At 64.2% G+C, this 26,740-nt stretch carries 25 protein-coding genes and 1 pseudogene; 7 read left to right on the top strand and 19 right to left on the bottom strand.

What is annotated here, in order from left to right:
* Positions 1-71: 71 nt before the first annotated feature.
* From L5014_RS07280 to L5014_RS07260, 5 genes are all read right to left on the bottom strand, one after another.
* Positions 72-1,409, bottom strand: a complete 1,338-nt coding sequence (locus tag L5014_RS07280) for an MFS transporter (protein WP_238462913.1) — start codon at positions 1,407-1,409, stop codon at positions 72-74.
* Positions 1,410-1,552: 143 nt separating this feature from the next.
* A complete protein-coding gene (gene otnC, locus L5014_RS07275) occupies positions 1,553-2,221 on the bottom strand; it encodes a 3-oxo-tetronate 4-phosphate decarboxylase (RefSeq protein ID WP_238462912.1) in 669 nt (222 codons plus the stop codon).
* A complete protein-coding gene (gene otnK, locus L5014_RS07270) occupies positions 2,221-3,540 on the bottom strand; it encodes a 3-oxo-tetronate kinase (RefSeq protein ID WP_238462911.1) in 1,320 nt (439 codons plus the stop codon). Before otnK ends, otnC begins: the two co-directional genes overlap by 1 nt.
* A gap of 20 nt (positions 3,541-3,560) precedes the next feature.
* Positions 3,561-4,451 carry an L-threonate dehydrogenase gene (gene ltnD / locus L5014_RS07265; protein ID WP_238462910.1) on the bottom strand — a complete coding sequence of 297 codons (891 nt, stop codon included), beginning with the start codon at positions 4,449-4,451 and terminating at the stop codon, positions 3,561-3,563.
* Between the two features lie 67 nt (positions 4,452-4,518).
* A complete protein-coding gene (locus L5014_RS07260) occupies positions 4,519-5,223 on the bottom strand; it encodes a FadR/GntR family transcriptional regulator (RefSeq protein WP_238463179.1) in 705 nt (234 codons plus the stop codon).
* Between the two features lie 140 nt (positions 5,224-5,363).
* Between L5014_RS07260 and L5014_RS07255 the strand changes: the two are divergent.
* Positions 5,364-5,546: pseudogene (locus L5014_RS07255) on the top strand (transposase); the annotation flags it as partial.
* 125 nt (positions 5,547-5,671) lie between these two features.
* Here the strand turns inward: L5014_RS07255 and L5014_RS07250 are convergent.
* From L5014_RS07250 to L5014_RS07230, 5 genes are all read right to left on the bottom strand, one after another.
* Positions 5,672-6,412, bottom strand: a complete 741-nt coding sequence (locus L5014_RS07250) for an OmpW/AlkL family protein (protein WP_238462909.1) — start codon at positions 6,410-6,412, stop codon at positions 5,672-5,674.
* Positions 6,413-6,484: 72 nt separating this feature from the next.
* The gene (locus tag L5014_RS07245; protein WP_238462908.1) at positions 6,485-8,461 is read right to left on the bottom strand and encodes an acyl-CoA synthetase; all 1,977 of its coding nucleotides are present in this window, start codon (positions 8,459-8,461) and stop codon (positions 6,485-6,487) included.
* Positions 8,458-9,414 (bottom strand): fumarylacetoacetate hydrolase family protein, encoded by a 957-nt coding sequence (locus L5014_RS07240; RefSeq protein ID WP_238462907.1) that lies wholly within the window; start codon positions 9,412-9,414, stop codon positions 8,458-8,460. Before L5014_RS07240 ends, L5014_RS07245 begins: the two co-directional genes overlap by 4 nt.
* A gap of 34 nt (positions 9,415-9,448) precedes the next feature.
* Positions 9,449-10,519 (bottom strand): VOC family protein, encoded by a 1,071-nt coding sequence (locus L5014_RS07235; RefSeq protein ID WP_238462906.1) that lies wholly within the window; start codon positions 10,517-10,519, stop codon positions 9,449-9,451.
* A gap of 8 nt (positions 10,520-10,527) precedes the next feature.
* Positions 10,528-12,276 carry a bifunctional 3-(3-hydroxy-phenyl)propionate/3-hydroxycinnamic acid hydroxylase gene (locus L5014_RS07230; protein WP_420800034.1) on the bottom strand — a complete coding sequence of 583 codons (1,749 nt, stop codon included), beginning with the start codon at positions 12,274-12,276 and terminating at the stop codon, positions 10,528-10,530.
* Positions 12,277-12,353: 77 nt separating this feature from the next.
* On the opposite strand from L5014_RS07230, the gene L5014_RS07225 reads away from it, so the two are divergent.
* Complete coding sequence (locus L5014_RS07225) at positions 12,354-13,085, top strand: TetR/AcrR family transcriptional regulator (RefSeq protein ID WP_238462904.1); 732 nt, start codon at positions 12,354-12,356, stop codon at positions 13,083-13,085.
* On the opposite strand, the gene L5014_RS38990 is transcribed toward L5014_RS07225, so the two are convergent.
* From L5014_RS38990 to L5014_RS07205, 4 genes are all read right to left on the bottom strand, one after another.
* Positions 13,059-13,406, bottom strand: a complete 348-nt coding sequence (locus L5014_RS38990; protein ID WP_238462903.1) for a porin family protein — start codon at positions 13,404-13,406, stop codon at positions 13,059-13,061. The genes L5014_RS07225 and L5014_RS38990 overlap by 27 nt on opposite strands.
* An 83-nt stretch (positions 13,407-13,489) precedes the next feature.
* Positions 13,490-14,821, bottom strand: coding sequence for an MFS transporter (locus tag L5014_RS07215; RefSeq protein ID WP_238462902.1), 1,332 nt, complete (start codon positions 14,819-14,821; stop codon positions 13,490-13,492).
* Positions 14,822-14,931: 110 nt separating this feature from the next.
* Positions 14,932-16,461 (bottom strand): bifunctional 3-(3-hydroxy-phenyl)propionate/3-hydroxycinnamic acid hydroxylase MhpA, encoded by a 1,530-nt coding sequence (gene mhpA, locus L5014_RS07210; RefSeq protein WP_238462901.1) that lies wholly within the window; start codon positions 16,459-16,461, stop codon positions 14,932-14,934.
* A 54-nt stretch (positions 16,462-16,515) separates the two neighbouring features.
* The gene (locus tag L5014_RS07205; RefSeq protein ID WP_238462900.1) at positions 16,516-17,367 is read right to left on the bottom strand and encodes a fumarylacetoacetate hydrolase family protein; all 852 of its coding nucleotides are present in this window, start codon (positions 17,365-17,367) and stop codon (positions 16,516-16,518) included.
* A gap of 140 nt (positions 17,368-17,507) precedes the next feature.
* Between L5014_RS07205 and L5014_RS07200 the strand changes: the two genes are divergently transcribed.
* A complete protein-coding gene (locus L5014_RS07200) occupies positions 17,508-18,137 on the top strand; it encodes a VOC family protein (RefSeq protein WP_238462899.1) in 630 nt (209 codons plus the stop codon).
* A gap of 67 nt (positions 18,138-18,204) precedes the next feature.
* Here the strand turns inward: L5014_RS07200 and L5014_RS07195 are convergent, their stop codons facing one another.
* Positions 18,205-18,960 carry an IclR family transcriptional regulator gene (locus tag L5014_RS07195; RefSeq protein ID WP_238462898.1) on the bottom strand — a complete coding sequence of 252 codons (756 nt, stop codon included), beginning with the start codon at positions 18,958-18,960 and terminating at the stop codon, positions 18,205-18,207.
* 89 nt (positions 18,961-19,049) lie between these two features.
* On the opposite strand from L5014_RS07195, the gene L5014_RS07190 reads away from it, so the two are divergent.
* Positions 19,050-19,214 carry a hypothetical protein gene (locus tag L5014_RS07190; protein WP_238462897.1) on the top strand — a complete coding sequence of 55 codons (165 nt, stop codon included), beginning with the start codon at positions 19,050-19,052 and terminating at the stop codon, positions 19,212-19,214.
* A gap of 658 nt (positions 19,215-19,872) precedes the next feature.
* On the opposite strand, the gene ribA is transcribed toward L5014_RS07190, so the two are convergent.
* Positions 19,873-20,520 carry a GTP cyclohydrolase II gene (ribA, locus tag L5014_RS07185; RefSeq protein WP_238462896.1) on the bottom strand — a complete coding sequence of 216 codons (648 nt, stop codon included), beginning with the start codon at positions 20,518-20,520 and terminating at the stop codon, positions 19,873-19,875.
* Positions 20,521-20,783: 263 nt separating this feature from the next.
* On the opposite strand from ribA, the gene L5014_RS07180 reads away from it, so the two are divergent.
* Complete coding sequence (locus L5014_RS07180; RefSeq protein WP_238462895.1) at positions 20,784-21,227, top strand: CBS domain-containing protein; 444 nt, start codon at positions 20,784-20,786, stop codon at positions 21,225-21,227.
* Between the two features lie 245 nt (positions 21,228-21,472).
* Here L5014_RS07180 and L5014_RS07175 read toward each other — a convergent pair whose 3' ends face one another.
* Positions 21,473-21,841: a DUF4148 domain-containing protein gene (locus tag L5014_RS07175; RefSeq protein WP_238462894.1), complete on the bottom strand. Its 369-nt coding sequence runs from the start codon at positions 21,839-21,841 to the stop codon at positions 21,473-21,475.
* 157 nt (positions 21,842-21,998) lie between these two features.
* Positions 21,999-22,709 (bottom strand): DNA-3-methyladenine glycosylase, encoded by a 711-nt coding sequence (locus L5014_RS07170; RefSeq protein WP_238462893.1) that lies wholly within the window; start codon positions 22,707-22,709, stop codon positions 21,999-22,001.
* Between the two features lie 313 nt (positions 22,710-23,022).
* Between L5014_RS07170 and L5014_RS07165 the strand changes: the two genes are divergently transcribed.
* Complete coding sequence (locus L5014_RS07165; protein WP_238462892.1) at positions 23,023-23,415, top strand: thioredoxin domain-containing protein; 393 nt, start codon at positions 23,023-23,025, stop codon at positions 23,413-23,415.
* Between the two features lie 34 nt (positions 23,416-23,449).
* Here the strand turns inward: L5014_RS07165 and prpR are convergent, their stop codons facing one another.
* Positions 23,450-25,639, bottom strand: a complete 2,190-nt coding sequence (gene prpR / locus L5014_RS07160; RefSeq protein ID WP_420800027.1) for a propionate catabolism operon regulatory protein PrpR — start codon at positions 25,637-25,639, stop codon at positions 23,450-23,452.
* Positions 25,640-25,818: 179 nt separating this feature from the next.
* Here prpR and prpB point away from each other — a divergent pair, with 179 nt between their 5' ends.
* Positions 25,819-26,709 carry a methylisocitrate lyase gene (prpB, locus tag L5014_RS07155; protein WP_238462891.1) on the top strand — a complete coding sequence of 297 codons (891 nt, stop codon included), beginning with the start codon at positions 25,819-25,821 and terminating at the stop codon, positions 26,707-26,709.
* Positions 26,710-26,740 lie beyond the last annotated feature (31 nt).

The following is a 26,740-nucleotide window of genomic DNA, read 5'->3' as shown; positions in this document are numbered from 1 at the left end:
GTAAAACGGCCGCTATCGAGCGTTGGCCGCACGCGCAAGGCATCCGGCCTTCGATTGCGGATCTAGCGGATCTAGCGGTTCACGAGCCGCGCGGGCGTCAGCCAGACAGCGAGCGCGCCAACCACGAGCATTGCGGCGAGCACGTACATGCCGGACTGCGTGCTGTGCGTGACGTCCTTGAGATAGCCAATCATGTATGGGCTCGCGAACCCCGCGAGATTGCCGACCGAATTGATGATCGCAATGCCCGCCGCCGCAGTCGCGCCCGACATGAACGCCGTCGGCAGCGACCAGAAAAGCGGCGCACAGGTCAGCACGCCCGCTGCCGCAATCGACAGGAATGCGATCGACACGACCGTGTTGTGGGCAAACGATGCGGCGATCGTAAAGCCAAGTGCACCCGCGAGCGCGGGGCCGATCAAATGCCAGCGGCGTTCGCGGTGCTGGTCGGCGCTGCGGCCCATCACGTTCATCACGACGATAGCGACGAAAAAGGGAATCGCACTCAAAAGGCCAATTTCGAATGCGCCCGTCACACCCGTCGACTTGATGAGCGTGGGCATCCAGAACGTGAGTCCGTATTGGCCTGTGACGAACGCGAAGTAGATCAGCGACATCCACCACGTGCGCGAATCGCGAAACACCGCGCTAAGCGAATGTGACTTTGCTTTTTCCTGCGGCTGCGCGGCAATTTCATCGGAGAGCAGTTGCTTCTCACGCGATGTGAGCCATTTCGCGCTTGCAATGCCGTTGTCGAGATAGAGGATTGTCGCGATCCCGATTGCAATCGCGGGCACCGCTTCGATCACGAACATCCACTGCCAGCCGGCGAAGCCATGATGCGAATCGAACATCTGCATGATCCAGCCCGACAGCGGATTGCCGACGATGCCCGACACTGGAATGGCCGACATGAACACCGCGATGATCTTCGCGCGCCGATGCGACGGAAACCAGTAAGTCAGGTACAGGATCACACCGGGATAAAACCCGGCTTCGGCGAGGCCGAGCAGAAAACGCAGTGCATAAAACTGGCCCGGCGTCCGCACAAACACGAAGAGCCCGGAAAGAATGCCCCACGTGATCATGATGCGTGCAATCCAGATGCGCGCGCCAAGACGATGCATGAGAATATTGCTTGGCAGTTCGAATAAAAAATAGCCAATAAAAAACACCCCGGCACCGAACCCGAACACGGTCTCGCTGAAGGCGAGATCCTGCGACATCTGGAGTTTTGCAAAGCCGACATTGACACGGTCCAGATACGCAACCACGTAGCACAGCATCAGAAACGGCACGATGCGCCAAAACACTTTGCTGTAGGTGCGTTCGATTTCCGCGGCGCCGGGTTGGCTCGCCGCGTCGGCCGATGTTGCAGGGCGAACAGATGCCGCCTGATAAGCTGTCATGCGCTGTCTCCTTGTGAATGAGGCCGGTTGCTGGCCGCCCGCATCATGTCGGGTGGTCCTCCGGCTTTTTTTGCCTGGTTGGGTGATACGGATAGACCAATCTGGGTGGACGCTTTGAATCTCGATGGCGCGTGCGATATGCGCTACCAGCGCGCGCCGAACGCCGTGCGCAATTCTTCAAGCGCCGCGACGTCAAGCGGTGAAGGGCGCGGCGTCGTCATCAGCCACAGGCGCGCCGTCTCTTCGAGTTCCTCGAGCACATACGACGCGTGTGATACCGAGCGCTCCCACACCACCGGTCCGAGTCGTTCGAGCAGCACGCCGCGCACGCGGTCCGCGATGGCCGCCACCTCCTGCGCGACTTGCGGGTCTCCTGGGCGCCGGTAGCCAATCAACGGAATGTGACCGACCTTCATCACGTAATACGGCGTGATGGGCGGCAGCACATCGGCTTCGCTCCATACACCGGCGAGCGTCAGTGCGACGAGATGCGTCGAATGCGTGTGCACAATGCCGCGCGCTTCGCGATTGCGCTCGTAGACGCCGCGATGCAGCGCGAGCGTCTTCGACGGCTTGCCACCCGACACCGCATTGCCCGCAAGATCGACCTTGGCGATCTGCGCGGGATCGAGCCGGCCGAGACAGGCGTCTGTCGGCGTGATCAGCCACCCGTCGTCAAGACGTGCGCTGATGTTGCCAGCGCTGCCGACGGTATAGCCGCGTTCGTAGAGGCTCGCCCCCGTCACGCAGATTTCTTCGCGGATCTCCGATTCGCGGCTGGTGCGGATCGCGGCTGACGCGGCCGTGTTCATTACGCGCCCCCGCTCAGATGACGCAGCGCCTTTGCGAAGAAGTCGACAGCGCCGAAGTTGCCCGATTTGAGCGCGAGTGCGAGCGGCGCATCGCCGATGGCCGCGGTTGCCGGTACGCCCGGATCGATTTGCTTGCCGATGCGCAGCATCTGAACACCGAGCGCCTGTACGACCGCACCCGACGTCTCGCCGCCCGCGACGACGAACTTGCGCGCGCCGTGCTCGTACAGGCCGCGCGCAATGGAAGCGAGCGTGCGTTCAACGAGATGCCCAGCTTGCGTCACGCCGAGTTCGCGTTGCGTGGCCTTCACTTCCTCCGGCGAAGCGGTTGCATAGATCAGCACGGCTTGCGGCTGGGCCGCATCCGCGTGCTCGCGCGCAAACGACAGCGCCTGCTCGACGACGGGCTCACCGCGAGCGACAGCCATCGGATCGATCCGGAACGCGGGTCGCGTGTCACGCCACGCGGCGACCTGCGCGTTCGTCGCCTTCGATGCACTGCCAGCCAGCACCGCGCACGTGCCTTCGATACGCGGCAGTTCGCCCGCATCCCTGGCGTGGTCGAGCAAACCGGCACGCAGGAAATTCGCGGGCAAGCCGAGCGCAACACCCGAGCCGCCGGTGATCAGCGGCAGGTCGGCGCATGCTTCGCCGAGCACGTAGAGATCGGCATCCGATATGGCATCGGCGATCGCCATGCGCACGCCGTCGCGCTTCAAGGCATCGAACGACGCGCGCACCGCGTCTGCGCCTTGCGCAACAGCGTCGTAGCGCACGAGGCCCACCTTCGATCGCGTCTGCCGCTGCAGCACGCGCACGAGGTTCGCGTCCGTCATCGGTGTCAGAGGATGGTTCTCCATTCCCGACTCGTTCAGCGGCACATCGCCGACGAACAAGTGCCCACGATAAATCGTGCGGCCATTCTCCGGAAACGCGGGACACGCGATCGTAAATGGCGTGCAGCCGGATGCGTACAGCGCGTCTAGCAGCACGTCCGAGACGGGGCCAATGTTGCCCGCGTCGGTCGAATCGAACGTTGAGCAGTACTTGAAGAAAAACTGGCGGCAACCCTGTGCGCGCAGCCATTCGAGCGCGGCCAGCGACTGCGCGACGGCATCGGCGGCCTCTACCGTGCGCGATTTCAACGCGACCACCAGCGCGTCGGCTTCGATGCGCGTGTCTGCGGCGGGCACGCCGATCGTCTGAACCGTGCGCATACCACCGCGCACGAGCATGTTCGCGAGATCGGTCGCACCCGTGAAATCGTCGGCGATGCAGCCGAGCAAGGGCTTGCCGGCAGAGGTCGAGGAGGTCGTCATGGTTGGTTGGCTCCTCTCGCTCATCGCTTCGCGGGAACATCAATGCCGGGGAAAATCTTGATCACGGCGGAATCGTCTTCGCCGCCATGGCCCGCCGTCGATGCCATCATGAACATCTGATGCGCCGCCGCCGACAACGGCAGCGGAAACTTCGAGCGGCGTGCGGTATCGAGCACGAGGCCGAGATCCTTGACGAAGATATCGACGGCCGACAGCGGCGTGTAGTCGCCGTTGAGGATGTGCGGCACGCGGTTCTCGAACATCCACGAGTTGCCCGCGCTGTGCGTGATGACGTCGTAGAGCGCGTCAGGGTCGACGCCTTCGCGCAAACCGAGCGCCATCGCTTCGGCGGCGGCGGCGATATGCACGCCCGCGAGCAGCTGGTTGATGATCTTCACCTTCGAGCCCACGCCATGCTGTGCGCCCAGGCGATACACCTTGCCCGCCATCGCAGCGAGCACGTCTTCGCATGCGGTGTAAGCGGCAGCGGGGCCGGACGTCATCATCGTCATCTCGCCCGATGCCGCGCGCGCCGCGCCGCCCGACACAGGTGCGTCGAGCATCTGCAGGCCCGCCGCTTCCACGCGGCGGCCCAGCTCGATCGCGAACTCGGGCGCAACGGTCGCACATGCGATGACTACGCCGCCCGGCTTCATGGCCTTGACCGCGCCCTGCTCGCCGAACAGCACCGTTTCCGTCTGCGCGGCATTGACGACGAGCGTGACGACGATATCGCATTGCGCACCGAGGTCGGCGGGGCTCGCGCAGGCCTTGCCGCCGTGCGCGACGAACTGGTCGAGCGTTTCGCGGCGGACATCGCATGCATGGACATTGAACCCGCCACGCAGCAGCGAACGCGCGACGCCCATTCCCATCGCACCAAGACCGATCACTCCGACATTTCTGGACATACTTTTCCTCTACGAACCATGCTTCAGACGACGGCCCGCGCTTGCCGCGAGCCAGCGCATCTTCGGCTCAACAGATACCCGCTTGTGCAAGCCGGCGCGCTGCGTTGTACATGTGCGTCTGCGCTGCATTGCGCGCGGACATCGGGTCGCCTGCGCGAATCGCCGCCGCGATCGCCGCATGCTCGTCGCGCACCTGACGCGAGAAGTCCTCGCGCAGCGCCTCGTTGCGGCGCGTCACGATGGTGCCCGCTTCGAGGTACTGGTTAAGGAACGTGAGGGTCTTCATGAAATACGGATTGCCGGTCACGGCCGCGATCGCGCGATGAAACGCGATGTCTTCCGCGACGCCGTCGCGGCCCTCGGCCACCGCTTCGTCGATCTTCCCGAGCGCAGCGTCGATCGCCATCATGTCGGCGTCGGTGCGGCGCATCGCGGCCTCCGCCGCGACCTCCGCTTCGATCGCGCGGCGCACCGCGAGGATCTGCAGCACCGAGCCCCCTTCCATTGCCTCCGCATAGTCGATCCGCAACGGCCGGATCGCGCCGTGAACGGACACATACACGCCGCTGCCCTGCCGCGGCTCGACCACACCTTCGTTCTTCAGGCGCGAGATCGCCTCGCGGATCACTGTGCGGCTCACGCCGAACTCCTGCGCAAGCACGGCCTCCGTGGGCAGCTTGGCGCCGCGGGCGAACGCGCCCTTGTCGATCTGCGTGAGCAGTTGCTGGGCGACCGTATCGCTCAACGCCTTGTTGGGAATTTTCTCGAACATATTCAACACATTTGCCATGTCATACGGTCATCATACAAATTCTTGCCGACGGGAAGGCACTGGGACAAACCCTTAACGTTCTCGTCCGACGAAGGTGTTCGAACTGCACAGGCGTTGTAGTTCGCAATTTCTGCTAGCGATCGCTGCGCACGATCGCCGCCGATCCCCGGCATCTCGGCGCGCAGATCGGCGCCACACTCGTGCTGCACACTTGGGGCTCTGCGCTCACGCATAATCCGCACGTGCACGGCATCGTCCCCGGCGGGGGGCTGTCGCCCGACGGCGAGCACCCCGCGCGGCGTCGATTACCGTTCGCAGTGCCTGCAAGCGCGTCCTGCGCTGCGCGGAGTTCATCGCCACACGGGGAATAGTGCTTGTCAAGGTGCATCGTATGCATGCACCTGAACGCGGAAAAACCGACAAATTGATTGGCGCAGGGTCGCCCCGCCTAGAATGTATAGGACACGTTAAGCAGCGTAATCAGCGGATTGATCCGGATCTTCGTTTTGCTAACGATTTCCGTTGCGGCAGCAGTTCTCGCATAGGTGGTGAGAGTCGTTGTCAGCGGGATATAAGTCACTGCAAAGCCAGCCGACCAGTGCTTCGTGATCGCGTAGGTCGCCCCAAGGGATACCGTTGGATTCCATGAGGTGCTCAGCGTCGCACGTGTCGAACTGCCAGGCCCAAAGCTGGACGCAACGAAATCATTGTTTGTCAGGCGCGTATCCGAATACCACGTGTAATTGACCCCCAGCGCAACATATGGCCTGAACCGTGCGTCGGCCGCGAAGAAGTGATAGCGTGCCTCCAGGACCGGAGCCATCGGCTTGGCCTTGCCAATCACACCGTACCTGCTCAGAGTACCATTGCCGATCAGATCGCTTGTGAACGGCGATCCAGCGAGAAAGGCTACCCCGAAGTGGTCCGTTACATAGTATTCGGCCTCAAAGCTCGCTGCGTCAGATGCACCGACATGCGCGCCGGTGCCGCTGATCGCCTGGTTGACCGGCATGCCAGCAACACTTTCAACGACGGTCTGGCCTGATTGGCCCTGCGGCATGATATGCAGCCAGCCTACCCCGACGCTTACGCTGCCACTGGCCTGTGCATGGGCGTTTTGCACCGCGAGTCCTGCCCCGACACTCATCGCTACGACGGATAGCATCGATATCTTCAATCGGCCTTTCATGTCTCCTCCAGCTACGTTAGTTATGCAAAATATTTGCACTGCGAATAGTGATGCTCATCGCTTGCCAAGCTCTTATTGAGTCGATGTCGCGCGGCCAGCCGATGACAGCAAAACTGAAAACGTGTACGGAAACCGGCCGAGAATGCTGCTTACCTGATCGCGATCCGCAACAAGAGCAACTTCCACTTGTAGCGACATCCCCCTGGAAGCGTCGTCGCCAAGAGACACTCGCGCGCCTTTAACGCCGCCCGCAGATAGGGCCGTGTGTAAAGCGTCAAGAAGTTCCCGCTGTTTCAGCTCGGGCTTGAAGATCTTTCCCACGGCCGTCAGCGGGATCTTGTCGACGATATGGATGCGCTTGGGCAACGCCGCCCGCTCGCCAATCGATCCGCGTATGAACGCGTCCAGCTCCGCCTCTGTCGTGCTCGCCCCGGGCTTAAGCTGCACATAGGCTACCGGCAGTTCCCCCGCGTGCGCGTCCGGACGTCCGATCGCCGCTGCGATCTGCACGGCAGGATGCCGGTGCAGCGGCTCCTCGATCGTCGCCGGGTCGATGTTGTGTCCGCCCCGGATGATCAGCTCCTTGCGACGCCCCGTCAGCCAGAAGTACCCGTCGGCATCGCGCCGCGCGAGATCGCCGGTATTCAGCCACCTCCTGTCGTCCCCCAGGTCCAGCCAGAGACCGCTGTTCTGGGCGGCTTCCATATAGCCCGCAAACACGTTCGGCCCCGAGATCACCAGCAGCCCCACCTCGTCTTCCCCGCAGTCACGTGCGTAATGCCCCGCTTCGTCGAGGACGACGGTCTTCATGTCCTGCCCCGGCACCCGCACGCCGATCGAACCCAGCCTGCGCTCGCCCATCGGCGGGTTGATGCTGCTCACGCACGCCCCTTCGGTCAGCCCGTAGCCTTCGAGGATGCGCACACCCGTGCGCTCCTGGAAGGTCCGGAACACCTCCACCGGCATCGGCGCCGCGCCGCACAGTCCGTACTCCAGCGAGCTGATGTCGCGACCGCCGACCGGAACGTCGAGCAGTGCCGAGTACAGCGTGGGCACCGCGCTGAAGAAGTTGATCCGGTGGTGTTCGACGATTTCCCAGAAGCGCCCGACCACACCCTCGCCGCGATAGCCCTGCGGCGTACCCACCACGACGTGCGCGCCCCGCGAGAACGGCACAAGGCCGGTCGCCAGAACTGCATTCACATGGAACAGCGGCAGCCCGCAGAAGATGGTTTTCCCGGGCCCGATGTCAGGGCCGAAGACCTGCCCCACGCTCCACGCGTTGGCGACCTCGTTGCCATGCAGGCGCCGGGCAAGCTTTGGCAGGCCCGTTGTCCCGCCTGTACAGAAGTACGACGAGATGTCCCCTGCCTCGATCCGGCGCTGGCCCATCAGCTCTCTGCCCGACTCACGCGCCATCGCACGGGAGAAGTCGTGGATGTCGATCTGCGCGGGGACGGCGCCGCGCACACCCCCGCGGCCATGCAGCCGCCTGCACTCACGGCGCTGCATGAGCCGGGCGGCGACGCCGCGCCAGCCACGCACGTGGCCCGCGAGATCGACGAGAACGAGGTGCTGCAGGGACGGGATCTGTGGCAGGATCGCCTGGATCTTGGACCACAGGTCGGTGCCGGGAAACGGCGCCAGCGTGACCAGCACCTTTGCGCCGGACGCCCTGAGCAACGACGCAATCGCCGCACCTTCCAGCAGCGGGTTGATTGCGCAGACGATGCCGGCGGCTTCCCCGCCCCAGATCACGAAATGCGTTTCGGGCAAATTGGGCAGTACATAGGCGACCACTGACTGACGCTCGATGCCCAGGCGCGTGAACAGGTTCGCGGTCCGCGTGATGTCCCGGCGCAGCTCCGCATAGGTCCAGCGCAGCGCACGGCGATGCTCGTCGGCGCGCAGGAAGAACGACAGCGCCGGCGCGGTCGGATCGATCGCGGCGCCGCGGCAGATCATCTCGTAGGTACTCGCCGGCAAGTCCGGCGGCGGGCCCTGCGTCTCGATTGCCAGGACATCGGCCTCGGTAGCAATTGCGCTCATACGACCTCGTCCACAACCCGGTTGCGCTGCACCCCGAGATCAATCGTCCCGTCGCGGCTCGCGATGCGCGACTCCACGATATCGCCGGTCTTCAGATACTGGCTCCTGCCCGCCTGCACCTTCGTGAACAGCCGCCATTTCATGTGCTCGGGCAGCAACGCGGCAAAGCGCTGCTTCGCCGGCGACGGAATGCTCAGCGCGCATCCGGACGGCGTTCCTGTCGCCAGCAAATCGCCCGCATGCAAGTCGTGCACGCCGGAGATCTCCGTGAGCGTCTCGGCGGGGCCATGAACTAGATTCGCGGTCGAATCCCGCTGGCGTACCTCGCCATTGACCGTCAGTGTCAGTTGCAGGTCCCGCAGCTGGGCGATGTCGCGTGGCTCGAGCAGGCAGAGATAGGGACCCACCGGGCCGAAGGTCCGGTAGCTCTTGCCCTTGTAGAACTGCATCTGGGGAATCTGGATGTCACGCGCGGAATAGTCGTTGACGATCACCGCGCCGGCAACGTACTCATGAAGGTTGCGCTCCGTGATGGTCTCCCGGTCCCGGATGTCACGCCTGATGACGAGGCCCAGCTCGATCTCATAGTCGAGAAAGCGTACGTGGCCCGGCCGGACCAGATCCGAATTGGCTGGCACGATGCAGCCGGGCGCCTTCGTGAAGAGCATGTTGAAGCCCTTCGCGTCGGGGTCCATGCCCGACTCGATCATGTGTTGCCGGTAGTTCGCGCCTTGGCAGACGAACTGCTGGTTATGCGTGATGGGCGACAGCCACTCGACCTCCGACTCGGCAATCGTGGCGCCCGTGAGTGCCGCCAGTTCGCCAGGCCGGCACGCCCGCACGAACTCTCCCGTCGTCCCGAACTCGCCCGGCACCGGCGTGATCCGGCGGTTTCTGACCACGCCCCATCGTGCGCGGCCGTCATATCTGTAGTGCAAAACGTGCAGTGCCATGATTGCGCCTCAATCTTCCTTCGACAGGTTGGTGTCATGCAAAAAGCTTCGCGAGCGTGCGCAGCTTCGCGAGCGTGAGGTCCGGGCTGCTGCGCAGGTTGCGCACAAGGGCTGCGACGCTGGATGGAGTGAGCTTCGGCTTCGTGAAGCTGCGCGGCATCGTGGGGCCCCACTGCGCCATCGCTTCGCGGCTGACAGCGTGCACGCCGGTGGGCATGTCGACGGTGAACAGGTCGCCGTCGCAATAGTGTTCGTGCTTGTCGCCCCACGGGTCCTGCCAGTAGTCGAAGACCTGGCTGCCGAGGATGTGCCGGCCGATGCCCCAGGCATGAGCCCAGCCGCGCTCACGCAGCACGCGCTGCCCGACGCCGACCGCGTCGGCATCGACCAGCTCAAACGCGCAGTGGCTGAACACCGGCGCGAACCCCTGGGCGAGCGCGAGCGTATGGTGGTCGGCCGGCTCGCTGCCCCGATCGAGCCGCATGAAGGCGACCGCCGGCGAGCCGTCGGGCAGCACCTGGACGTCGCTCGGAATGAACCCGAAGTGGCGGGTGTACCAGGCGCTGGTGGCCTGGTAGTCCGCGACCTCCAGCACCACGTGTCCGAGGCGGATGACTTCGGGCGCGTCCGCCGGCGGGCGCTGCGTGCCGTTCACGCGCACGACCGAGTCCACCGAGTTGAAAGACAGCGGTGGCCGGTGCGGCAGTCCACTTACCGGCGACTGCCCGGCAATCGCGTCGACGCGAAAACCGGACGGATCTACCAGCCGCACGCGATGACCGCCGCCAGGCCACGGCGAACTCTCGATATCGGACGCGCCAGCAACTCTGGTCAGCTTTTCCAGCGCGGGCAAACCATCGACTGACAGACCGAATCCGACAAACCGGGGCTTCTCGGCCTGCCGCACAACGTAGCAGAACGGCGTCGCAGCGGTGCCTCTGAGGAACAACGACTCACCGTCCACCGATACCGTTCTCAGGCCGAAATCGTTGAGGAATCCTTCTGCTTTTTCGAGATCGGGGCGCTCGAACACCAGGTAGGCGAGCGCCGTTGCTTTTGTCGTCGGGCTCGGGTGACGCACCGGTTGCGCGGTGGCAAGTTTCATACGGGACCTCAGGCAGACGGTGATACGAACTGGAGAACTGGATCTGACGATTCGCCTGGCGCGCCTAGCAACTGCAGAGCCTCGCGCACGAGACGGCTAACATCAGATATGGGGCCGTCGTGAAGAATGGTCTTGTCGGGACGAACAACAGCGGCCCAGCCGAATGGCACGGCTCGAGGCATGAACACGCCATCGAGATCCTCCCAGCAGGCAGTCTCGGCACGGTGCAATTTCTGCCCGCGATGCACGAACTGGACAATCGCCCCTCCGGCGCTTGTCCACGCTGTTCGGGTCGTGGCATCGAGCGCAGCACCCGCATCCAGTCCGAATCCCGCCAGTACGAGGCGCGTACCAAGCACGTCGTCGCTCAGCCGGATCTGCCCTTCGCGATCACGCACCCAGCCTTGCGGGATAACAGCGCCACGTACCATTCTTGACTTCACACATTTGACGAACAGGCCCCTGCGAAAAACGTTTTTCGGCTTCATGCCAAGCTCATCGAAGTGCGCACGAAACCGTGGAACAAGTCGCGCGAGTTTCATGAGGCCGTGCGTCAGCAAGGCGACGCCGGCGTTGCGCGGCATAACGAGCCGGCCCATGAACTTCGCGAGGCCGATCATTGCCTTCACGTGAGGGCGACGCTCCTGATCGTAGGTATCGAGGATCCGCGGCGCAGCGCGACCCTGAACCACGCAGGCCAGTTTCCAGCAAAGATTCGACGCATCGCGCAACCCGGCGACGAGGCCCTGTCCGACGAAAGGCGGGGTAATGTGCGCGGCGTCGCCAGCGAGAAACACGCGCCCTTTGCTAAACGCCTTCACCGTTCTTGCATGGAAGCGATACACCGCTTTCCGCTCGATCGTCATCGCCTCGATGCCACCCCACGGCGCCAGCATCTTGCGTATGCGCGCGTCGGACTCCATCTCTTCGCGCGTCTCGCCAGGCCGAAGCATGAATTCCCAGCGCTCGCGCGCGCCGGGCGCCACCATGTGCGGCGTCGGGCGCCGATGGTCGCAGATGAATTCGACGTGGTCGATCGGATCACGAACGTGGCTGGCGTCTACGATCAGCCAGTCTTCGGTAAATGTCTTGCCCTCGAAGGTCTGACCGATCAACTGACGGACGAGCGAGCTCGCCCCATCGGCACCCACGACGTAGGTCGCCCTGACGTTGTACGGGGTCTGGCGCCCGATATCGAGCGATGCAACAACATGATCGCCCTGGTCGTCCAGCGATAACAACGTGACGCCCAGCGCAGTCTTCGCCGTCTCGCACGCGGCCAGACGCGCACGCAACGAGCGCTCCAGTTCGGGCTGGTAAAACGTGACGAGTTTCGGGTGACCGTCCACGCTTCCAAGCGTGTTGACCCTGCCAAACTCGCCGAGCCACGGTGAGCGCATGCGCACATACGGTATGGCAATCGTGTCGAAATCCTTGTCACCGATGCCCGCGAGCTGAAGGATCCGCAGCGCCTCGTTGTCCAGCGCGATCGCGCGCGGCGCCGTAAAAATTTCAGTCGCCTTGTCGATGACAAGCACGCGCACGCCATCGCGCGCCAGAAGATTCGCGGCCGTCGCACCGACGGGACCGCAGCCTACCACCAGGACGTCGACACTCGACGGCAGGTCTGCCGGCTCGCCACGCAGACCCTCATCGTTGCCGCCTTGCGCGAGGACGTCGCCCCCTGAATTCGTCGTCACCACCGATCCGTCTCCATTTTGTACGCGCCGCGCTATGTTCAGCGGCCGTACTGACATTAAACTCATAACTGAATATTTTGTCAATTATGATAATCGAACGTACACTCGAACCCTGACCGAACTATCCGATCGCCATGTCGAACCCTGCCAGCAACACGGAACTACGAGATGCAACGCCCGAAACAGGCGTGCCGGCGGCGCGCGAGCCGCGTGGGGCGCGCCGCAAGCGGGAAACGAGGCTGCGCCTGCTCAGCGCTGCCCTTCGGCTAATGGCCGAGAAAGGGATGGAAGGTGTCGCGATCAATGAAATTACCGAAGCGGCGGATGTCGGGTTGGGATCGTTCTATAACCACTTCGAGTCGAAAGAAGCTATTCACGCTGCCTTGTCGGACTGGGTATTCGAGGAATTCGCCGACAACCTGGATCGACTGACCTCTGAACTGACCGACCCCGCCGAAGTTGTCGCGGTCTCCGTACGGCACACATTGCTCCGCGCCCAGCGGGAGCCCGTCTGGGGCCGCTTTCTCATTCGCGAGGGATTGTCTGCACGGGCGCTGAACCGTGGTCTGGGTCCACGGCTGTTGAGAGACATTCAGAAGGGAATTGCCTGCAAGCGCTTTTCAGCAGATGACCCGTTCATGAGTGTTCTCACGGTAGGTGGCGCGGTACTCGCTGCCGCCGCGGTTGAATTGCATGTCAGCTCACCCGGCACTCCCCCCGGAGATGCGTCGGTGCTCGCAGGATTCACGGAGGATCGATTTGCAGAGCGGGCAGCAGCCTCGTTGCTGCAAACGCTTGGATTGGCGCGCAACGAAGCCGTCGACGTCGCAAATCGACCGCTACCTGCGCCGCTGGCTACGGGCTGATAGCCGCGGCCTGCCGGACGGCGGCAGATGCCCCGCCGGTCGGTCAGCCATGGAGTGGGCATATCGCCGGGCAGGGCCGACGGGATCAGGAGCGCGGCGGCCCTGGAAGAACGTCTGCATGCCAAGACGGCCAACGAACTGGCGATCGGTGCTCGATTGAGCAAGGCCGCCTTCCCATGCACCATGTGCGCCCGCCACATCGCCGCCGGTCCACTGGTACGCAGCCTCGGCATAGACCATCGTGCGTTTGGAGAGCGAATACTGGAGCGTCGTGGTCACCTGTTGAGCCCGATTGTGGTCGAGCTGCGCGTTGCCCTTCATGTACTGATAGTTCGCCCCCGAGCCGCCAGAAGGTGTTGAACGAGTACAGCCCGCTGATCTGGCCGACCTGCGATAGCCGCACATCATCCCGGCCCCGTCAATCCGGACTCCGGCTGCCCGACACGTGCCGGCGCACCCAGTCGAAGGCCAGCAACGAGTGTCACGAGCGCGCAGCCAACGACATACCAGGCCGGAGACTCCAGCGAGCCGGTCTCGCGATCGAGTGCCGCGCAAACGAGGGGAGCAAAGCCGCTGAAGACGACAACCGAGACGTTGTATGCGAGCGAGATGCCGCTAAAGCGCACCTGCACCGGAAAGAAGTCCGCGAGCACGGATGCCCATGTGCCGCTCGCGAGCGAAAAAGCCAGCGCAGCGAGTACGAAGAGCACCGTGAGGTTGACGCTATGCTCGACTAGCGCGGCGTAGAACGGGTAAGCCAGCGCAGCCAGCAGGACACACGAAAAGCGCAGAAGATAGCGGCGCGGCACGAAATCGCCGGCCCAACCGGCCGCGAGCAAGCCCACCGAGCTCACGAGCAGATAGGCGTTCTGCGCAATTGCGGCTTCACGCGGAACGTAGTGCAGCCGCTGGACGAGATACGCCGGCATGTGGCCGTACAGCACGCCGTTGAAGCCCGCCATGACGGCAATGGAGAGTGCACCCGCCACCACCGCGCCGCGATGATGGCGCAGCGTCTCGCGAAACGGCTGCCTGACCACGGCACCGCGCATCTGCAGGAACTCGGGCGACTCCTCAAGGTTGCGCCGAAGCAGGTACGAGGCAATCCCGCACAGTCCGCCCACCAGAAACGCGATGCGCCAGCCGTACGCAGCGGCCTCAGCGGGCGAGAACGTCGATTGCACAACGAGGTTGACGAGCGTTGCGAGCATTACGCCTGTGTTGACCGCGCAGATGATGACGCCCGCCGCGAGCCCTGCACGATGCGGCGCCGCCTCTACGGCATAGGTGATCGCGCCCGGCATCTCTCCTCCCACGCAAAAGCCTTGCAGGACGCGCAGCGCGATCAGTGCGACCGGCGCCGCCATACCCCAGGTTGCATAGTCGGGCAGGAATCCGATGCAAATCGTCGCCGACGTGACAATCACAATCGACGCGAGGAACACCGGACGGCGGCCGATTCGATCGCCGAGGCTGCTGAGCACGATACCCCCGAGCGGGCGAATGATGTAGCCGATGGCCAGCACCGAGAAAGTCAGCAGCATGCTGACGAGCGAATTCGTGGACGGGAAAAAGCGCGCCGCAATGTAGTGCGCAAAGAACCCGTAGATCACGAAGTCATAGAACTCCAGCGATCCGCCCAGACTCGCAATCAGGATCATTTTCCACTGGGCGCGATTGAGGCCGGGCATGCCGGCAGCGCCCGCTGCGCCAATGCGCAAAGGTTTCGTCTCCATGTTCTCTCCAAAGTGGGTTGGCGACTGCTCGTGCGACATCCCGGATCTGCCTCCGGCGTCCACGCCAGACGGGCGCGAACCGGTGTGGCCGGTTCGCGCCCGCCCGTCGGTCAGGCAGCCTGCGACCGTTGTCCTGCAACTTCGAGGCCGGCATGCGCGAGCAACCGCACGACCCCGGCAAAATCATGGGCGACGCCGCCCACATATCGGTCTGGACGCAGCAGGATCGCACGCGCGGCCTGCGCGTCGAGCCACGCCTGCAGCACTTCGCCGCTCGCCGCCACGACCGCGACTCGTTCGCGCTGCTCCGCGCTCAAGGGGGCGCGCACCTGGTCCGCCATCGAGGCGTCGACAACAAGCGCAAAGCGATAACCGACCGCGTCATCGAACCGCGCGCCATCGCCGAAAACCGGCTGCGGCCCGACATGGCCGCCGGGCTCGCCGACGTGCCAGCCGACACCCAGGCGCGGCTGTGGCGTCCTGAACTCGCGGATGGCGGTCGTCATCTCGCGGTCTCGCGCGGCAACGGCATCCTGGTCGGTCGTCTGGATCACGCGACCCAACTGCACGGCCGTTTCGATAAATTCGCGCACGTGCGGCGCGCGTTCGCTCTCGTAGCTGTCGAGCACGGTTTCGGGCAGCTCGCCCCGAATCACGTCGGCGAGCTTCCACGCAAGGTTCGACGCGTCGCGAATGCCTGCGGCCATGCCCTGCCCCATGAAAGGCGGCGTCTGGTGAGCCGCATCCCCGGCGATCAGCAGGCGGCCGCGCCGCCAGCCTTGCGCGATCACCGAGTGAAACGTGTAGACCGCCGAGCGTTCGAGTTGCGCATCGGCCGGCGTCACCCAGCGCGCGAGGCGCTCCCATATCCACGCAGTGGTGCCGATACCGCGCTCGTCGTCGCCCGGCATCACCATGATTTCCCAGCGCCGCCGGTTGTGCGGGCCGCGCGTGTATGTGATCGGGCGGGCCGGATCGCAGTACTGAACCGAGTAGTCGCCAAGATCGGGGCGCTCGCGCTCGAGCAGCACGTCGACCACGACCCAGCGCTCATGCGATTTCAGATCGGCAAGCTCGGTGCCAATGAAACGGCGCACCATGGAGCGCGCGCCGTCGCATCCCACCACGTAGCGCGCTGTCGTGTGTACGAGACGGCCATGCGCGGTGTCTTCGAAGCGGATGCGGACATGGTCGTCGCGTTCGTCGAGCGCGAAAACTTCATGGCGTAGCCGAACGTCAGCACGCCCCGTTGTCGCGAGCTGCGCGCGCAATGTCCGCTCGAGGTCGGGCTGGTGGAACTTGTAGCTCGCGCACCAGCCCTGTGGGCCGATGCCCTGCGGGCGGCTCCAGTCCAGCAGTAATTCATCGCGGGCGTTGACGAAGCGCATGCCCGGGGCAACGCACAGGTTCGGCAACAACGCTTCTGCAATACCGATGGTCTGGAACACGCGCATGCACTCGCCGTCGAAATGTACGGCGCGCGGTAGTGCGAACATGTCCTTGTCGCGCTCGAAGACGACAACTTTCATTCCACGTAGCGCGAGCAAATTAGCGAGCGTCGCGCCCGTCGGACCGTAGCCGACGATCGCGACGTCGTAGTCCGGCGCGCCTCGCGCCGGAGCTTCGACAAGATCCTTCATTTCGTTCACCTGAATCATGGATTGACAGCGCCGCCCGCAAGCAGCGCCAGGCGTTCAGACTTCGTCGGCGATCGGGTTGACGAGCGTGCCGATTCGGTCTACCTCAACTTCAACGCGGTCGCCGGCTTTCATGAAGAGCGGCGGATTGCGCTTGGCCCCGACACCACCAGGCGTGCCCGTGACGATGACGTCGCCGGGAAAGAGCGGTGTGAAGGTCGAGAGATAGGCGACCTGCTTCGCAATGCCGTGGATCAGCATGTCCGTGGTCGCACGCTGCACTTCCTGGCCGTTCAGGCGCGTGACGAGTGTCATGAGCGCGCTCGGCTCGATTTCGTCGCTCGTGACCATCCACGGGCCGAACGCACCGGTGCGCCAGAAGTTCTTGCCAGGGCCCCACTGCCCCGTGTGGCGCTGCCAGTCGCGAATCGAGCCATCGTTGTAGCAGCTGTAACCTGCGATGTGCGCCCATGCATCAGCCTCGGCAATGCGGCGGCCACCGCGGCCGATGATTACTGCGATCTCGCCTTCGTAGTCGAACTGAGCCGACTCGCGCGGACGCAGCATCGGCTGCCCCGCGCCCACCTGCGAGGCCGGCAGGCGCATGAAGATGACCGGCTGCTCGGTTGTCTCGCGGTTCGTTTCCCGGACGTGCTCCGCGTAATTCAGGCCGACGCAGAAGATCTGCTGAGGATTGGGGATTACCGGCTCGAGTACCACCTCGGCGAGCGGGTAGTCGCCATGTTCGTCGTCGGTAACTCGCTGCGCCCGGGCAAGGTCGCCCGCTGCGATTAGCGACTTCAGATCGGCATGGCAGCCGTCCAGACGCTTGCGCAAGTCGTACACGGACTGATCGCGCACGACGCCGAACGACGGACCCTCAGGGGTGGAAAAGCTCGCAAGTTTCATGATGCTCCATTGATAAAGGTAAGAATTTTCCCAAGACCGGCAGACGCAATTTCTCGTGCGTTTATCGTATTTTGAGAATACACTAAGAAAAACGCGCCGCACAACGCGTTTTTTACCAGGGTTTATCATGAGGAGACGACATGACACTGCCGGGCAGCAAACGATCGGGCCTGACGCTTAGCCATATGGGCTTCTACGTTAACGACATGGCCAAGATGGAAGACTTCTACACACGGGTGCTGGAGTTCACGGTCACGGACCGCGGCACGCTTACGACGCCGCGCGGCCCGGTCGATCTTGTGTTCCTGAGCCGCGACCCCGCCGTTCACCACCAGATCGTGCTGGCAAGCGGGCGGCCCGAGACGCTGCCCTTCAACCCGATCAATCAGCTATCGTTCGAAGCAGACAGCCTCTCCACGCTCAAGCGCTTTCATCAACGCTTCGTGCAGGAGCAGATGGAGGAAATCTCACCGGTGACGCATGGCAATGCCATTTCGTTCTACGCGTGCGATCCAGAGGGTAACCGGCTCGAACTGTTCATCGACACGCCCTGGTATGCAGATCAGCCGATGAGAGTCCCGCTGGACTTCTCTCTGCCGGACGCCGAACTGATGGCTACCGTAGAGCGGCATGCGCGCACGCTGCCGGGGTTTCGTGCGCGTGAGGAGTGGAAAAGTGAAATGGCCGTACGCATGGGGCTGACCGTGCCAGGCAATTCAAGCGGCGACAACGAAAGCGGCCGCGACGGGCGACGCCAGAAGTCGGCTTGAAGGAGCAGCGACGGCGGGGTAAGGCTCCGTCCAAATGGGCGGAGCAACCTCGCCGTACGGCGAACCTTCAGGACTCGATCAAGACGCGCGTGCGCGCAGAAATGCGCGCTGCGCCATCCTTGACAGCATCGACCAGGCGGTCGACGTTTAGAAATTCCAGTCGGTGCTCAGGCACCACGACCGCGAGCGAAGCGACCGCCTCGCCCGAATCGTCGATGAAGACGGGAGCAGCCAGCGCGCACACGCCGGCCTCCAACTCGCCTCGCGAGAGATAAAAACCCGCGCGCCGGATCTTCAGCAGATTCGCGCGAAACGCTTCGAGCGAGTCGCCGAGACCGCCCGCAGCGATCTCCTCCGGATACGCTTCAAACAGCGTCGCGAGCTTGGCCTTGGGGAATGTCGAGAGAATCGCCTTCGGCGCCGCGCCCAGAAAAAGCGGGCGTGGCCGGCCGCGTCCGTAGCGTAGGTCGAGCGTTGCGTCGAGTGTTTCCCGATGCGTGTCGACCAGCGCGTCGCCATACCAGCGCGACATCACGATATCGAATCCCAATTGCCCGGCCATCTCGCGCATGACGGGCTGGCCCGCCTTCAGGAGAGGATCGGAGATACGCAGGTGATAGTCGAGCGTGATGATCCGCGGACCGAGTCCATACTCTCCGCCAGCGAAGCGCAGCAGCATCCCGGGCTCGACCAGTTCCCGCAGATAACGGTATGCAGTGGGCACCGAGCACGACAGTTCGGTGGCAACCTCCTCAACAGAGAGGAACGAGCGATCCTCCTTGAACAGTTCGAGGATAGACAGCAGTTTCGCAACGCTCGACAAGAGTCGGATCTCCCGCAGAGAAAAGGTCGATACTCATTATACTGGGGTACGTTGAACGCGCCTTGGTGGAGACCGATCACTTGAGCTGAATGCCGCTGCTCAAAACACCGCATCGGCGTATCGAGCGGACCGCGCTCGTCCAGACGCTGTCCCTTTCCATAACGGGTTTCATTGCAACCCGCCGGACGTCATGGAAGCCACCCACCAGCGAGCCGTGGAACGCCATCGCTGCGGGCAACGAATTCAAAGTTTGACGCAAAAAATGAAGCACGACATCGCCATTACGATAAGTATTCCTATCGTTATAGAGCGCTATTTCTCCGCTTGACCCATGCAAACGTGCAAGTGATTGCGGCCGACATGGAATCGAAAAGCGCTTCCGGAAGCAGAAGCCTGTGCAAACACACTAAAAGCGTCAGGCCGGTGGTGCGCGAGCGCATTTGCATAGCGCCAGGTGGTTAAAGTCAAACTCAAGCGCAACGCGAGTTCATTGAACTGGTCCATGCCGAGAAGCATGGCAATCAGATCACTCTTTCGGGCGGTTGACATCGCGGCGGTGCGCGAAGGGTTGTCGATTCCCGGCGCAGGTTTTTCGCGGAGAAAGACACATGGCGTAGGTTCGCTCCCAACAGGGGAAAAACCTACGCCAGCATCGCCGACTCACACCGAGAAAGATAAGCGGAGGCTAATCGACCCAGCGCTTGCACTCCAACAGAACGCCGTTTTAAATCAGTTACTTAGAATAAATCTAGCAAATCTGCCCGCTCATCACCAATCCGAATATTACTTTTGTTCATTATTTTTTCGGATATGCGAAGAGGCAGTTACCGTCCCGCTATGAAATTCTAGAAAACGCTTATTTTTCAGCCATCTAAACGCTGAGACCGGCATTCATCCGAATAGCAATCCTGACTATTCATTCTCTTCAAAGTAATGCCCAAACTTCACCTGCTTGGTGCGGATATAACGTTCGTTTTCCTCGCGCATCGGGATCGCCAGCGCGACGCGCTCGATCACGGGGATGCCGTGCTTCGAGAGCGTATCGAATTTTTTCGGGTTATTGCTCATCAGCCGCACCGACGTGACCTTCAACAGCCGCAGGATCGCCGCCGCCGAGTCGTATTCGCGCGCGTCGTCGGGCAAGCCCAGGTCGAGATTCGCCTCGACGGTGTCGCGCCCCTGCTGCTGTAGCTGGTAGGCGCGGATCTTGTTCGACAGGCCGATACCCCGGCCCTCGTGGCCGCGCAGGTACAGCAGCACGCCGCGCCCCTCGGCCGCGATGTAGCGCAGCGCGAGGTCGAGTTGCTCGCCGCAGTCGCAGCGGTACGAACCGAACACGTCGCCGGTCAGGCATTCGGAGTGCAGGCGCGCGAGCACGGGCTCGCCGCCCCCCACGTCGCCCATCACGAGCGCGACGTGCTCGGCGCCGCCGTCCTTGACCCGGTAGACATAGGACTCGAACGTGCCGTAACGGGTGGGCAGCGTGGCGGCCGCGTCAAGCACGACGCATTCGTTGGCGTTGTCGCCGTCGGCGCAGGACGGCTCTTGAAGCGTAGGCATGATCTGGAACAAATGACTGGCATAAACCGGCCGAAGGCCGGATTGAAGTTTGGAACCGGAGTGTACCGCCATTTGGCCCATCCCGCCCCGCCGCCCCCTGGCGCTGCGTGCCTTCGCGCGCATATCCGCGCGCCGCGCTCGCCCCCATCCGCCTATACTGATAGGGCTTTCATGGCTTACCGAACGTGCACGAGCCGCGCGCACCCGCCCGTGCCACACCACGCAATGTCCGAACGACAAGAAGGACGAACAGGAGTCGCCCTATGACGAGCGTTGCCCAAGTACTCAATTCCAAGCCGGACCAGGCGGTCCATACGATCACCGCAGGCGATTCCGTGTTCAACGCGATCCGCCTGATGGCCGAAAAGCGGATCGGCGCGCTGGTGGTCACCGACGGCGACGCGATCGTCGGCATCGTCACCGAGCGCGACTATGCGCGCAAGATCGTGCTGATGGACCGGTCGTCCAAGACGACTGCCGTGCGCGACATCATGACCCCGCATGTGCGTTTCGTGCAGCCCGACCAGACCACCTACGACTGCATGGCGCTCATGACCGAGCGGCGCATGCGCCACCTGCCCGTCATGGCCAATGGCCGGCTCGTGGGCATGGTGTCGATCGGCGACCTCGTGAAGGAAATCATCGCCGAGCAGCAGTTCACGATCTCGCAGCTCGAGCATTACATCACCGGCGGCACGGGCACCTGACGGCCAGCGCCGCGCGAGGCGGCCCTTCGGGCGCACTGGCCCCGCATCCAGCAAAAAAAGCCCAATCCGGAGCGGGTTGGGCGAGGCCACCTTGCGGCGGCGGAGGTTTCACGCATGAAATTCGTGCGGGGGCTTGCGAACCGGCGAGCCGGCCAGGCGGGCGCTGCCCGTCTGGCCGCTGCGATCGAGGAGGGGTGCGCGGGCTGCGCGCCGCGCCAGGACGTCGAAATGCCGAAACGTCGAAATCAGTTACCGAAATAGGTCGACTGCGACGGTGCGGCAGGTGCTGCCGGTACCATACGCGGCGCCGGCTGGCCCGATTGCATCGTGCCCATGGGCGCGCCGCCGTAGCCGGTAGTGTCGGCAACCGGCAATTGCGTCTGGGCCATGCCTTCTTGCTGCGAAACGCGCGCTTCGGCGGCCTGGATGTCTTGCGGATAGGTGGCGTCGTTGGCGATTGCCGGGTTGTAACCGGCCTGCTCGAGCTGGATCAGTTCCTGGCGCACTTCGGCGCGGGTCTTCGGCGCGTTCATCTGGTCCTGAGCGAACGACAGCGCCGGCGCGGCAACGAGGGCCGCAACCACTGCGGCTTGAATCAGGGTACGGGTCTTCATGATCACTTACCTCCATCGCTTGTTGTGTGCTGGCGTGCAGCACCTTGCCGCAAGCCAACAATTCCAAGTTTATTGAGCCTGGAGATAAGGGCAAATACCTATTTCTCAAAAATACAGTTTCGCTCAAGACAACAATGCAATATGCAAGGAATCGGCCTCAGGCATCGCCCGACAGCAGCCTGCGCGGACCGCTGACAAAAGGGCTGCCCGCCTCGTAGAAGCGCAGCAGCCGATGGGTTTCGCGCGACAGGCCAATACGCGTCGTGACGCCCACGACCCGCGCCGGCTCCTGCGGCATCCCCTGCTGCACTCGTTTTTGCATCGTCTCGCCGAGCCGCCCGATCCAAAGCCCTTGCCCGCCGCACAGATCGACGCCATCGAATGACGCGCCGATGTCGTAAGCCTGCGTGAGCCGTCCCGGTCCGCGCGCGAGATCGCGCAGCGGTGCGCCGCGACGCCGGAGCTCCATGACCGCCATCCCTTCGAGCGGCTCCACCGCGCGAAACAGCACGCCCGCCCCCACCTCCTCAGCCTCGCTCGCCATGTTGAGCATGTAGGCGCTGCCGTAAGTGAGCCGCACATAGGCATGGCCGCGCGCGAGAAACATCGACGCGTTCCAGGCGCGCCGCCCGATAAATGCATGACTCGTCGAGTCGCCGAGCGGATAGGCCTCCACTTCGACGAGGCGTCCCGCGATGCGCGCGTCATCGGCGCCTTCGCCGGCATCGCGGACCAGATACTTGCCGACCATGAAACGCGCGAGCTCGACGGTATCGATTGGCAGTTCCTCGCGGCGCAGCGGCACGATGGGCAGCGCTGCGGGCGCGGCGCAGGCGGGCGTCTGGTCGTTGCTGGCCAATGTCGACATATGGCGGCTCTCCGGTACGGGAATGGTCGATTGATTTCAACCGATCGAAGGCCGCGCGCACGTTGTTGCGGCGCGCGGCGCCAAGGCGCAAGACGCTAAGGCGCCAAGGCCCATACAGCCGCGCATGCGGCGGCGCGATCGCGGCCTTTCGGGAACCGGCCGAGTGTAGCGCCGCCTCCCAGCCTGCGCACGCCAGCCTGATTCGGCGGCGCAGCATCAGGGCAACGCGCGCAGCCCCATTGCGCTACCATCGTCGGCATGGACGCGAGCCTTGCGGCCGCGCGATGTCGAACCCAAACCAGGAGCCGCCACAATGGACGAAGCACGCGCAATCCAGTTCCTCTCCGAGGTCCGCAAGCCGCTCCTCACGCTGCACAAGGCGATTCTCGACCACGAGCGCGCCGAGTACGAACGCGAGTTCGGGCCGACGACGCCGGCCGCCTTCCTGCAGGTGTTGATCAACGGCTCGGGGTTCCGCTGGCTGATGCCGCTCTCGACGGTGATCGCGAACGTCGACGAAACGCTTGACGCGAAGGACGCGAAATCCGAAGACCGCGTGGGCGCCGCCGAAGGCGTGGCCGGGCTCTTCGCGGGCGAGGAATCGGTGGAATTTTTCGAGCGCTATCAGGCGCTCCTGCAAAAGAGTCCCGAGGTGCTGCACCAGCACGGCGCGGTTGCGAAGCTGCTGAACGGGATCAAGAACTAAGCGCGTGCTGAGGGCGGCGACGCGCGCCTGCGCGTCATGCTTCGCGCGGCGGTTTGCGCCGCGCGGGCAGGCTGCTTGCGCTGCTTCCGCCGCTTCCGCCGCTTGCGCTGCTTGCGCTGCTTTCGCCGCTTGCGCCGCTTGCGCTACCTCCCCCGTTTGCGCCGCTTGCGTGGTTCGCACCCGGCCTGGCCTTCGTGGCGTTCAGGCGCCGCCAGAGCGTCGTCTTGCTGATGCCGAGTTGCGCGCACACGCGGTCGCGGTCGCCGCCATGCGCTTCGAGCGCCGCGCGAATCTCGTCGGCTTCCACCGTCAGGCTGCGTTCGCGCAAGGTGAGCGGCTGAGCGGCTAGCTCCACCACGCCGGCTGCATCGGCCGAATCGTCCTGTAATGCCTCGACGGCCCTCATCGCCATCCCTCGCGCCGCGCCGCCGCGCAGCTCGAACACCTCCGGCGCGATCGCGCGCAGCACCTCGGGCGTGAGCACGTCCACGTCCGAATCCGCGAGTTCCACCACCATCCGCTCCACCACGTTCTGCAGTTCGCGCACGTTGCCGGGCCAGTCGTGACGCGCCAGCGCGTCGCCCACGGGCGCGAGCGCGCGTGTCGCGTCGTCCTGCGTGCGGATGCGCAGCGCCACGCGCGGCTCGCGGCGCGACGACTGCAACAGCAATTCGGCCGCGAGCGGCACGATGTCGGCGCCGCGCTCGCGCAGCGGCGGAATCGCCAGGTTCAGGATGTTCAGACGATAGAACAGGTCCGCGCGGAACTCGCCCGATTCGATCTGCTCGGTGAGCGCGCGGTGCGTGGCCGCCACCACGCGCACGTCCACGCGTGTAGGTTCGGTCGCACCCAGGCGCACCACCTCGCGCTCCTGCAGCACGCGCAGCAGGCGGCTTTGCAACGGCAGCGGCATCTCGCCGATCTCGTCGAGAAAGAGCGTGCCGCGGTGCGCGGCCTCGATCAGCCCGACCTTGCCGCCGCGCCGCGCGCCCGTGAACGCGCCTTCCTCGTAGCCGAACAGCTCGCTCTCCAGCAGCGCCTCGGGAAACGCGCCGCAATTGATCGCCACGAACGGGAAATCGCGCCGCGGGCTCTCGCGGTGGATGCCCTGCGCGATCATCTCCTTGCCCGTGCCGCTCTCGCCACGGATCAGCACGGTGGCGTCCGAGCGGGCGTAGCGCTGCGCGAGCTGGCGCACGCGCGCGATGCCCGGCGTCGCGCCGCTCAGGTCGTCCAGCCGGTAGCGCGCCACGAACTGCTGCGTGCGCTGGCGCGAGCGCAGCGTGCGGTCGAGGCGCTCCACGGCGCGCGACTCCTGGAACGTGAGCACGGCGCCCGAGGCCACGCCGTTGTCGACGAGCGGCCCGCGATGCACGACATAGCTCACGCCGCGCACGGTTTCGAGCGATTCGCCGTCGGCGTCGGGCAGCGTGAAGGCGATGTCGGGCGCGAGGTCTTCGAGCTGCCGGCCCGCCGCCGCCGCTGGGTCGATGCCGAGCACGGCGGCGAGGCGCTGGTTGATCGCCTCCACGCGCCCGTTGGCGTCGAGCGCCACCACGCCGTCACGCAAATGCTGTAATACGCTGTCCAGACGCTGGCGCCGCTGCGTTTCGCGCCGCGTGGCCTGCACGACTTCGAGCGCATTGTCGAAGGCCCCGCGCACCGAGGAGCGCGAATAGACGAAGAACGGCACGAGCCCGAGCCGCGCCGCGAGATCGTTCACATGACCCGGCCCCACGACCGCGCCCACGCCCCGGTCGCGCAGGTCCAGCACGCAGGCCTCGGCGTCCTGCACGGTGCGATACGAGGCGAACACCACGTCCAGACCGTACGCGCTCGCGAAACGCCGCACCTCGGCGGGCGTCTCGCCATAGGTCACGAGCGCGACCAGGTCGGCCTCGCGGCGCGCGCGCGCGAGCGCCTGCATCACGTCGAAGCCCGTGGGCTGCACGAGCACCACCGGCAAGTCGATGCGCGCCTTCAGCCAGGTGCCGTTCGAGCCTGCCGCCACGACCACGTCGGGCCGCTGGTTGGGCGCCGCGGCCGCGATTTCGGCTGCGGCCTCCTCGAAGCCGCGCGGGACCACGCGCAGGTCGGCAAGCCCCTCGTACTCGCCGGCGATGTCGCGGAACAGGTCGCGCAGGCGGCTGATGCCCATGGCCCAGACGCGCGGGCGAAATTCGGAGGCGGTGGGGAAGCGGTTCATGAGACTGCGGTTCGTCATTTCATCCATGTTTCATTATCGCGCCGGAATTTCAAATTTGAAATGGCAATTTCAGACGAGAAATCGGGGCGCAAAGCGCCTCGCAGCCTATCCGACGCAAAATCAACGCATTAGCGCCTTTGCCCAAGGCTGGCACGGTATCTGCAGTATCAGCGCCGTTCCTTCGGAGACTCGCACATATGAACAGCAAATCCCCCGCAAGCGCCGGCGCGAAATTCCGCGCGGCCGTGGCCACCGAACAACCGCTGCAGGTCGTGGGCGCCATCACCGCCTATGCCGCCAAGCTCGCCGAGCAGACCGGCTTCAAGGCCGTGTACCTCTCGGGCGGCGGCGTAGCTGCCAACTCGCTCGGCGTGCCGGACCTCGGCATCAGCACCATGGACGACGTGCTGATCGACGCGCGCCGCATCACCGACGCCGTCGACATCCCGCTGATGGTCGACATCGACACGGGCTGGGGCGGCGCCTTCAACATCGCGCGCACGATCAAGTCCTTCATCAAGGCGGGCGTGGCTGCGGTGCACCTCGAAGACCAGGTGGGCCAGAAGCGCTGCGGCCATCGTCCGGGCAAGGAAGTCGTGGCCAAGGACGAGATGGTGGACCGCGTGAAGGCCGCCGTGGACGCGCGCACCGACGAGGGCTTCGTCATCATGGCCCGCACCGACGCGGCCGCCGTGGAAGGCATCGACGCGGCCATCGAGCGCGCGGTCGCCTACGTGGAAGCGGGCGCCGACATGATCTTCCCCGAAGCCATGAAGACGCTCGACGACTATCGCCGCTTTCGCGCCGCGGTGAAGGTGCCGATCCTCGCGAATCTGACCGAGTTCGGCTCGACACCGTTCTTCACGACCGAAGAGCTCAAGAGCGCCAACGTCGACATCGCGCTCTACTGCTGCGGCGCGTACCGCGCGATGAACGCGGCGGCGCTGAACTTCTACGAGACGGTCAAGCGCGACGGCACGCAAAAGGCCGCCGTCTCGACGATGCAAACGCGCGAGGACCTCTACAAGTACCTCGGCTATCACGCGTACGAGGACAAGCTCGACGCGCTGTTCGCCGCGAAGAAATAACGCTGAATAACGCAGCGCAGCCATTCAACTA

Source organism: Paraburkholderia tagetis, from assembly GCF_022213065.1.
GTDB classification, from domain to species: domain Bacteria; phylum Pseudomonadota; class Gammaproteobacteria; order Burkholderiales; family Burkholderiaceae; genus Paraburkholderia; species Paraburkholderia tagetis.
Note: the sequence above shows the minus strand (reverse complement) of the source record. Positions and strands in the feature narration are given on the sequence as shown.

Bases quoted from the DNA above. Each gene is read 5' to 3' on its own strand.
- L5014_RS07280 (WP_238462913.1), bottom strand. From the start codon at position 1,409: ATGACAGCTTATCAGGCGGCATCTGTTCGCCCTGCAACATCGGCCGAC.
- otnC (WP_238462912.1), bottom strand. From the start codon at position 2,221: ATGAACACGGCCGCGTCAGCCGCGATCCGCACCAGCCGCGAATCGGAG.
- otnK (WP_238462911.1), bottom strand. From the start codon at position 3,540: ATGACGACCTCCTCGACCTCTGCCGGCAAGCCCTTGCTCGGCTGCATC.
- ltnD (WP_238462910.1), bottom strand. From the start codon at position 4,451: ATGTCCAGAAATGTCGGAGTGATCGGTCTTGGTGCGATGGGAATGGGC.
- L5014_RS07260 (WP_238463179.1), bottom strand. From the start codon at position 5,223: ATGTTCGAGAAAATTCCCAACAAGGCGTTGAGCGATACGGTCGCCCAG.
- L5014_RS07250 (WP_238462909.1), bottom strand. From the start codon at position 6,412: ATGAAAGGCCGATTGAAGATATCGATGCTATCCGTCGTAGCGATGAGT.
- L5014_RS07245 (WP_238462908.1), bottom strand. From the start codon at position 8,461: ATGAGCGCAATTGCTACCGAGGCCGATGTCCTGGCAATCGAGACGCAG.
- L5014_RS07240 (WP_238462907.1), bottom strand. From the start codon at position 9,414: ATGGCACTGCACGTTTTGCACTACAGATATGACGGCCGCGCACGATGG.
- L5014_RS07235 (WP_238462906.1), bottom strand. From the start codon at position 10,519: ATGAAACTTGCCACCGCGCAACCGGTGCGTCACCCGAGCCCGACGACA.
- L5014_RS07230 (WP_420800034.1), bottom strand. From the start codon at position 12,276: ATGTCAGTACGGCCGCTGAACATAGCGCGGCGCGTACAAAATGGAGAC.
- L5014_RS07225 (WP_238462904.1), top strand. From the start codon at position 12,354: ATGTCGAACCCTGCCAGCAACACGGAACTACGAGATGCAACGCCCGAA.
- L5014_RS38990 (WP_238462903.1), bottom strand. From the start codon at position 13,406: ATGAAGGGCAACGCGCAGCTCGACCACAATCGGGCTCAACAGGTGACC.
- L5014_RS07215 (WP_238462902.1), bottom strand. From the start codon at position 14,821: ATGGAGACGAAACCTTTGCGCATTGGCGCAGCGGGCGCTGCCGGCATG.
- mhpA (WP_238462901.1), bottom strand. From the start codon at position 16,461: ATGAAGGATCTTGTCGAAGCTCCGGCGCGAGGCGCGCCGGACTACGAC.
- L5014_RS07205 (WP_238462900.1), bottom strand. From the start codon at position 17,367: ATGAAACTTGCGAGCTTTTCCACCCCTGAGGGTCCGTCGTTCGGCGTC.
- L5014_RS07200 (WP_238462899.1), top strand. From the start codon at position 17,508: ATGACACTGCCGGGCAGCAAACGATCGGGCCTGACGCTTAGCCATATG.
- L5014_RS07190 (WP_238462897.1), top strand. From the start codon at position 19,050: ATGCCGCTGCTCAAAACACCGCATCGGCGTATCGAGCGGACCGCGCTC.
- ribA (WP_238462896.1), bottom strand. From the start codon at position 20,520: ATGCCTACGCTTCAAGAGCCGTCCTGCGCCGACGGCGACAACGCCAAC.
- L5014_RS07180 (WP_238462895.1), top strand. From the start codon at position 20,784: ATGACGAGCGTTGCCCAAGTACTCAATTCCAAGCCGGACCAGGCGGTC.
- L5014_RS07175 (WP_238462894.1), bottom strand. From the start codon at position 21,841: ATGAAGACCCGTACCCTGATTCAAGCCGCAGTGGTTGCGGCCCTCGTT.
- L5014_RS07170 (WP_238462893.1), bottom strand. From the start codon at position 22,709: ATGTCGACATTGGCCAGCAACGACCAGACGCCCGCCTGCGCCGCGCCC.
- L5014_RS07165 (WP_238462892.1), top strand. From the start codon at position 23,023: ATGGACGAAGCACGCGCAATCCAGTTCCTCTCCGAGGTCCGCAAGCCG.
- prpR (WP_420800027.1), bottom strand. From the start codon at position 25,639: ATGACGAACCGCAGTCTCATGAACCGCTTCCCCACCGCCTCCGAATTT.
- prpB (WP_238462891.1), top strand. From the start codon at position 25,819: ATGAACAGCAAATCCCCCGCAAGCGCCGGCGCGAAATTCCGCGCGGCC.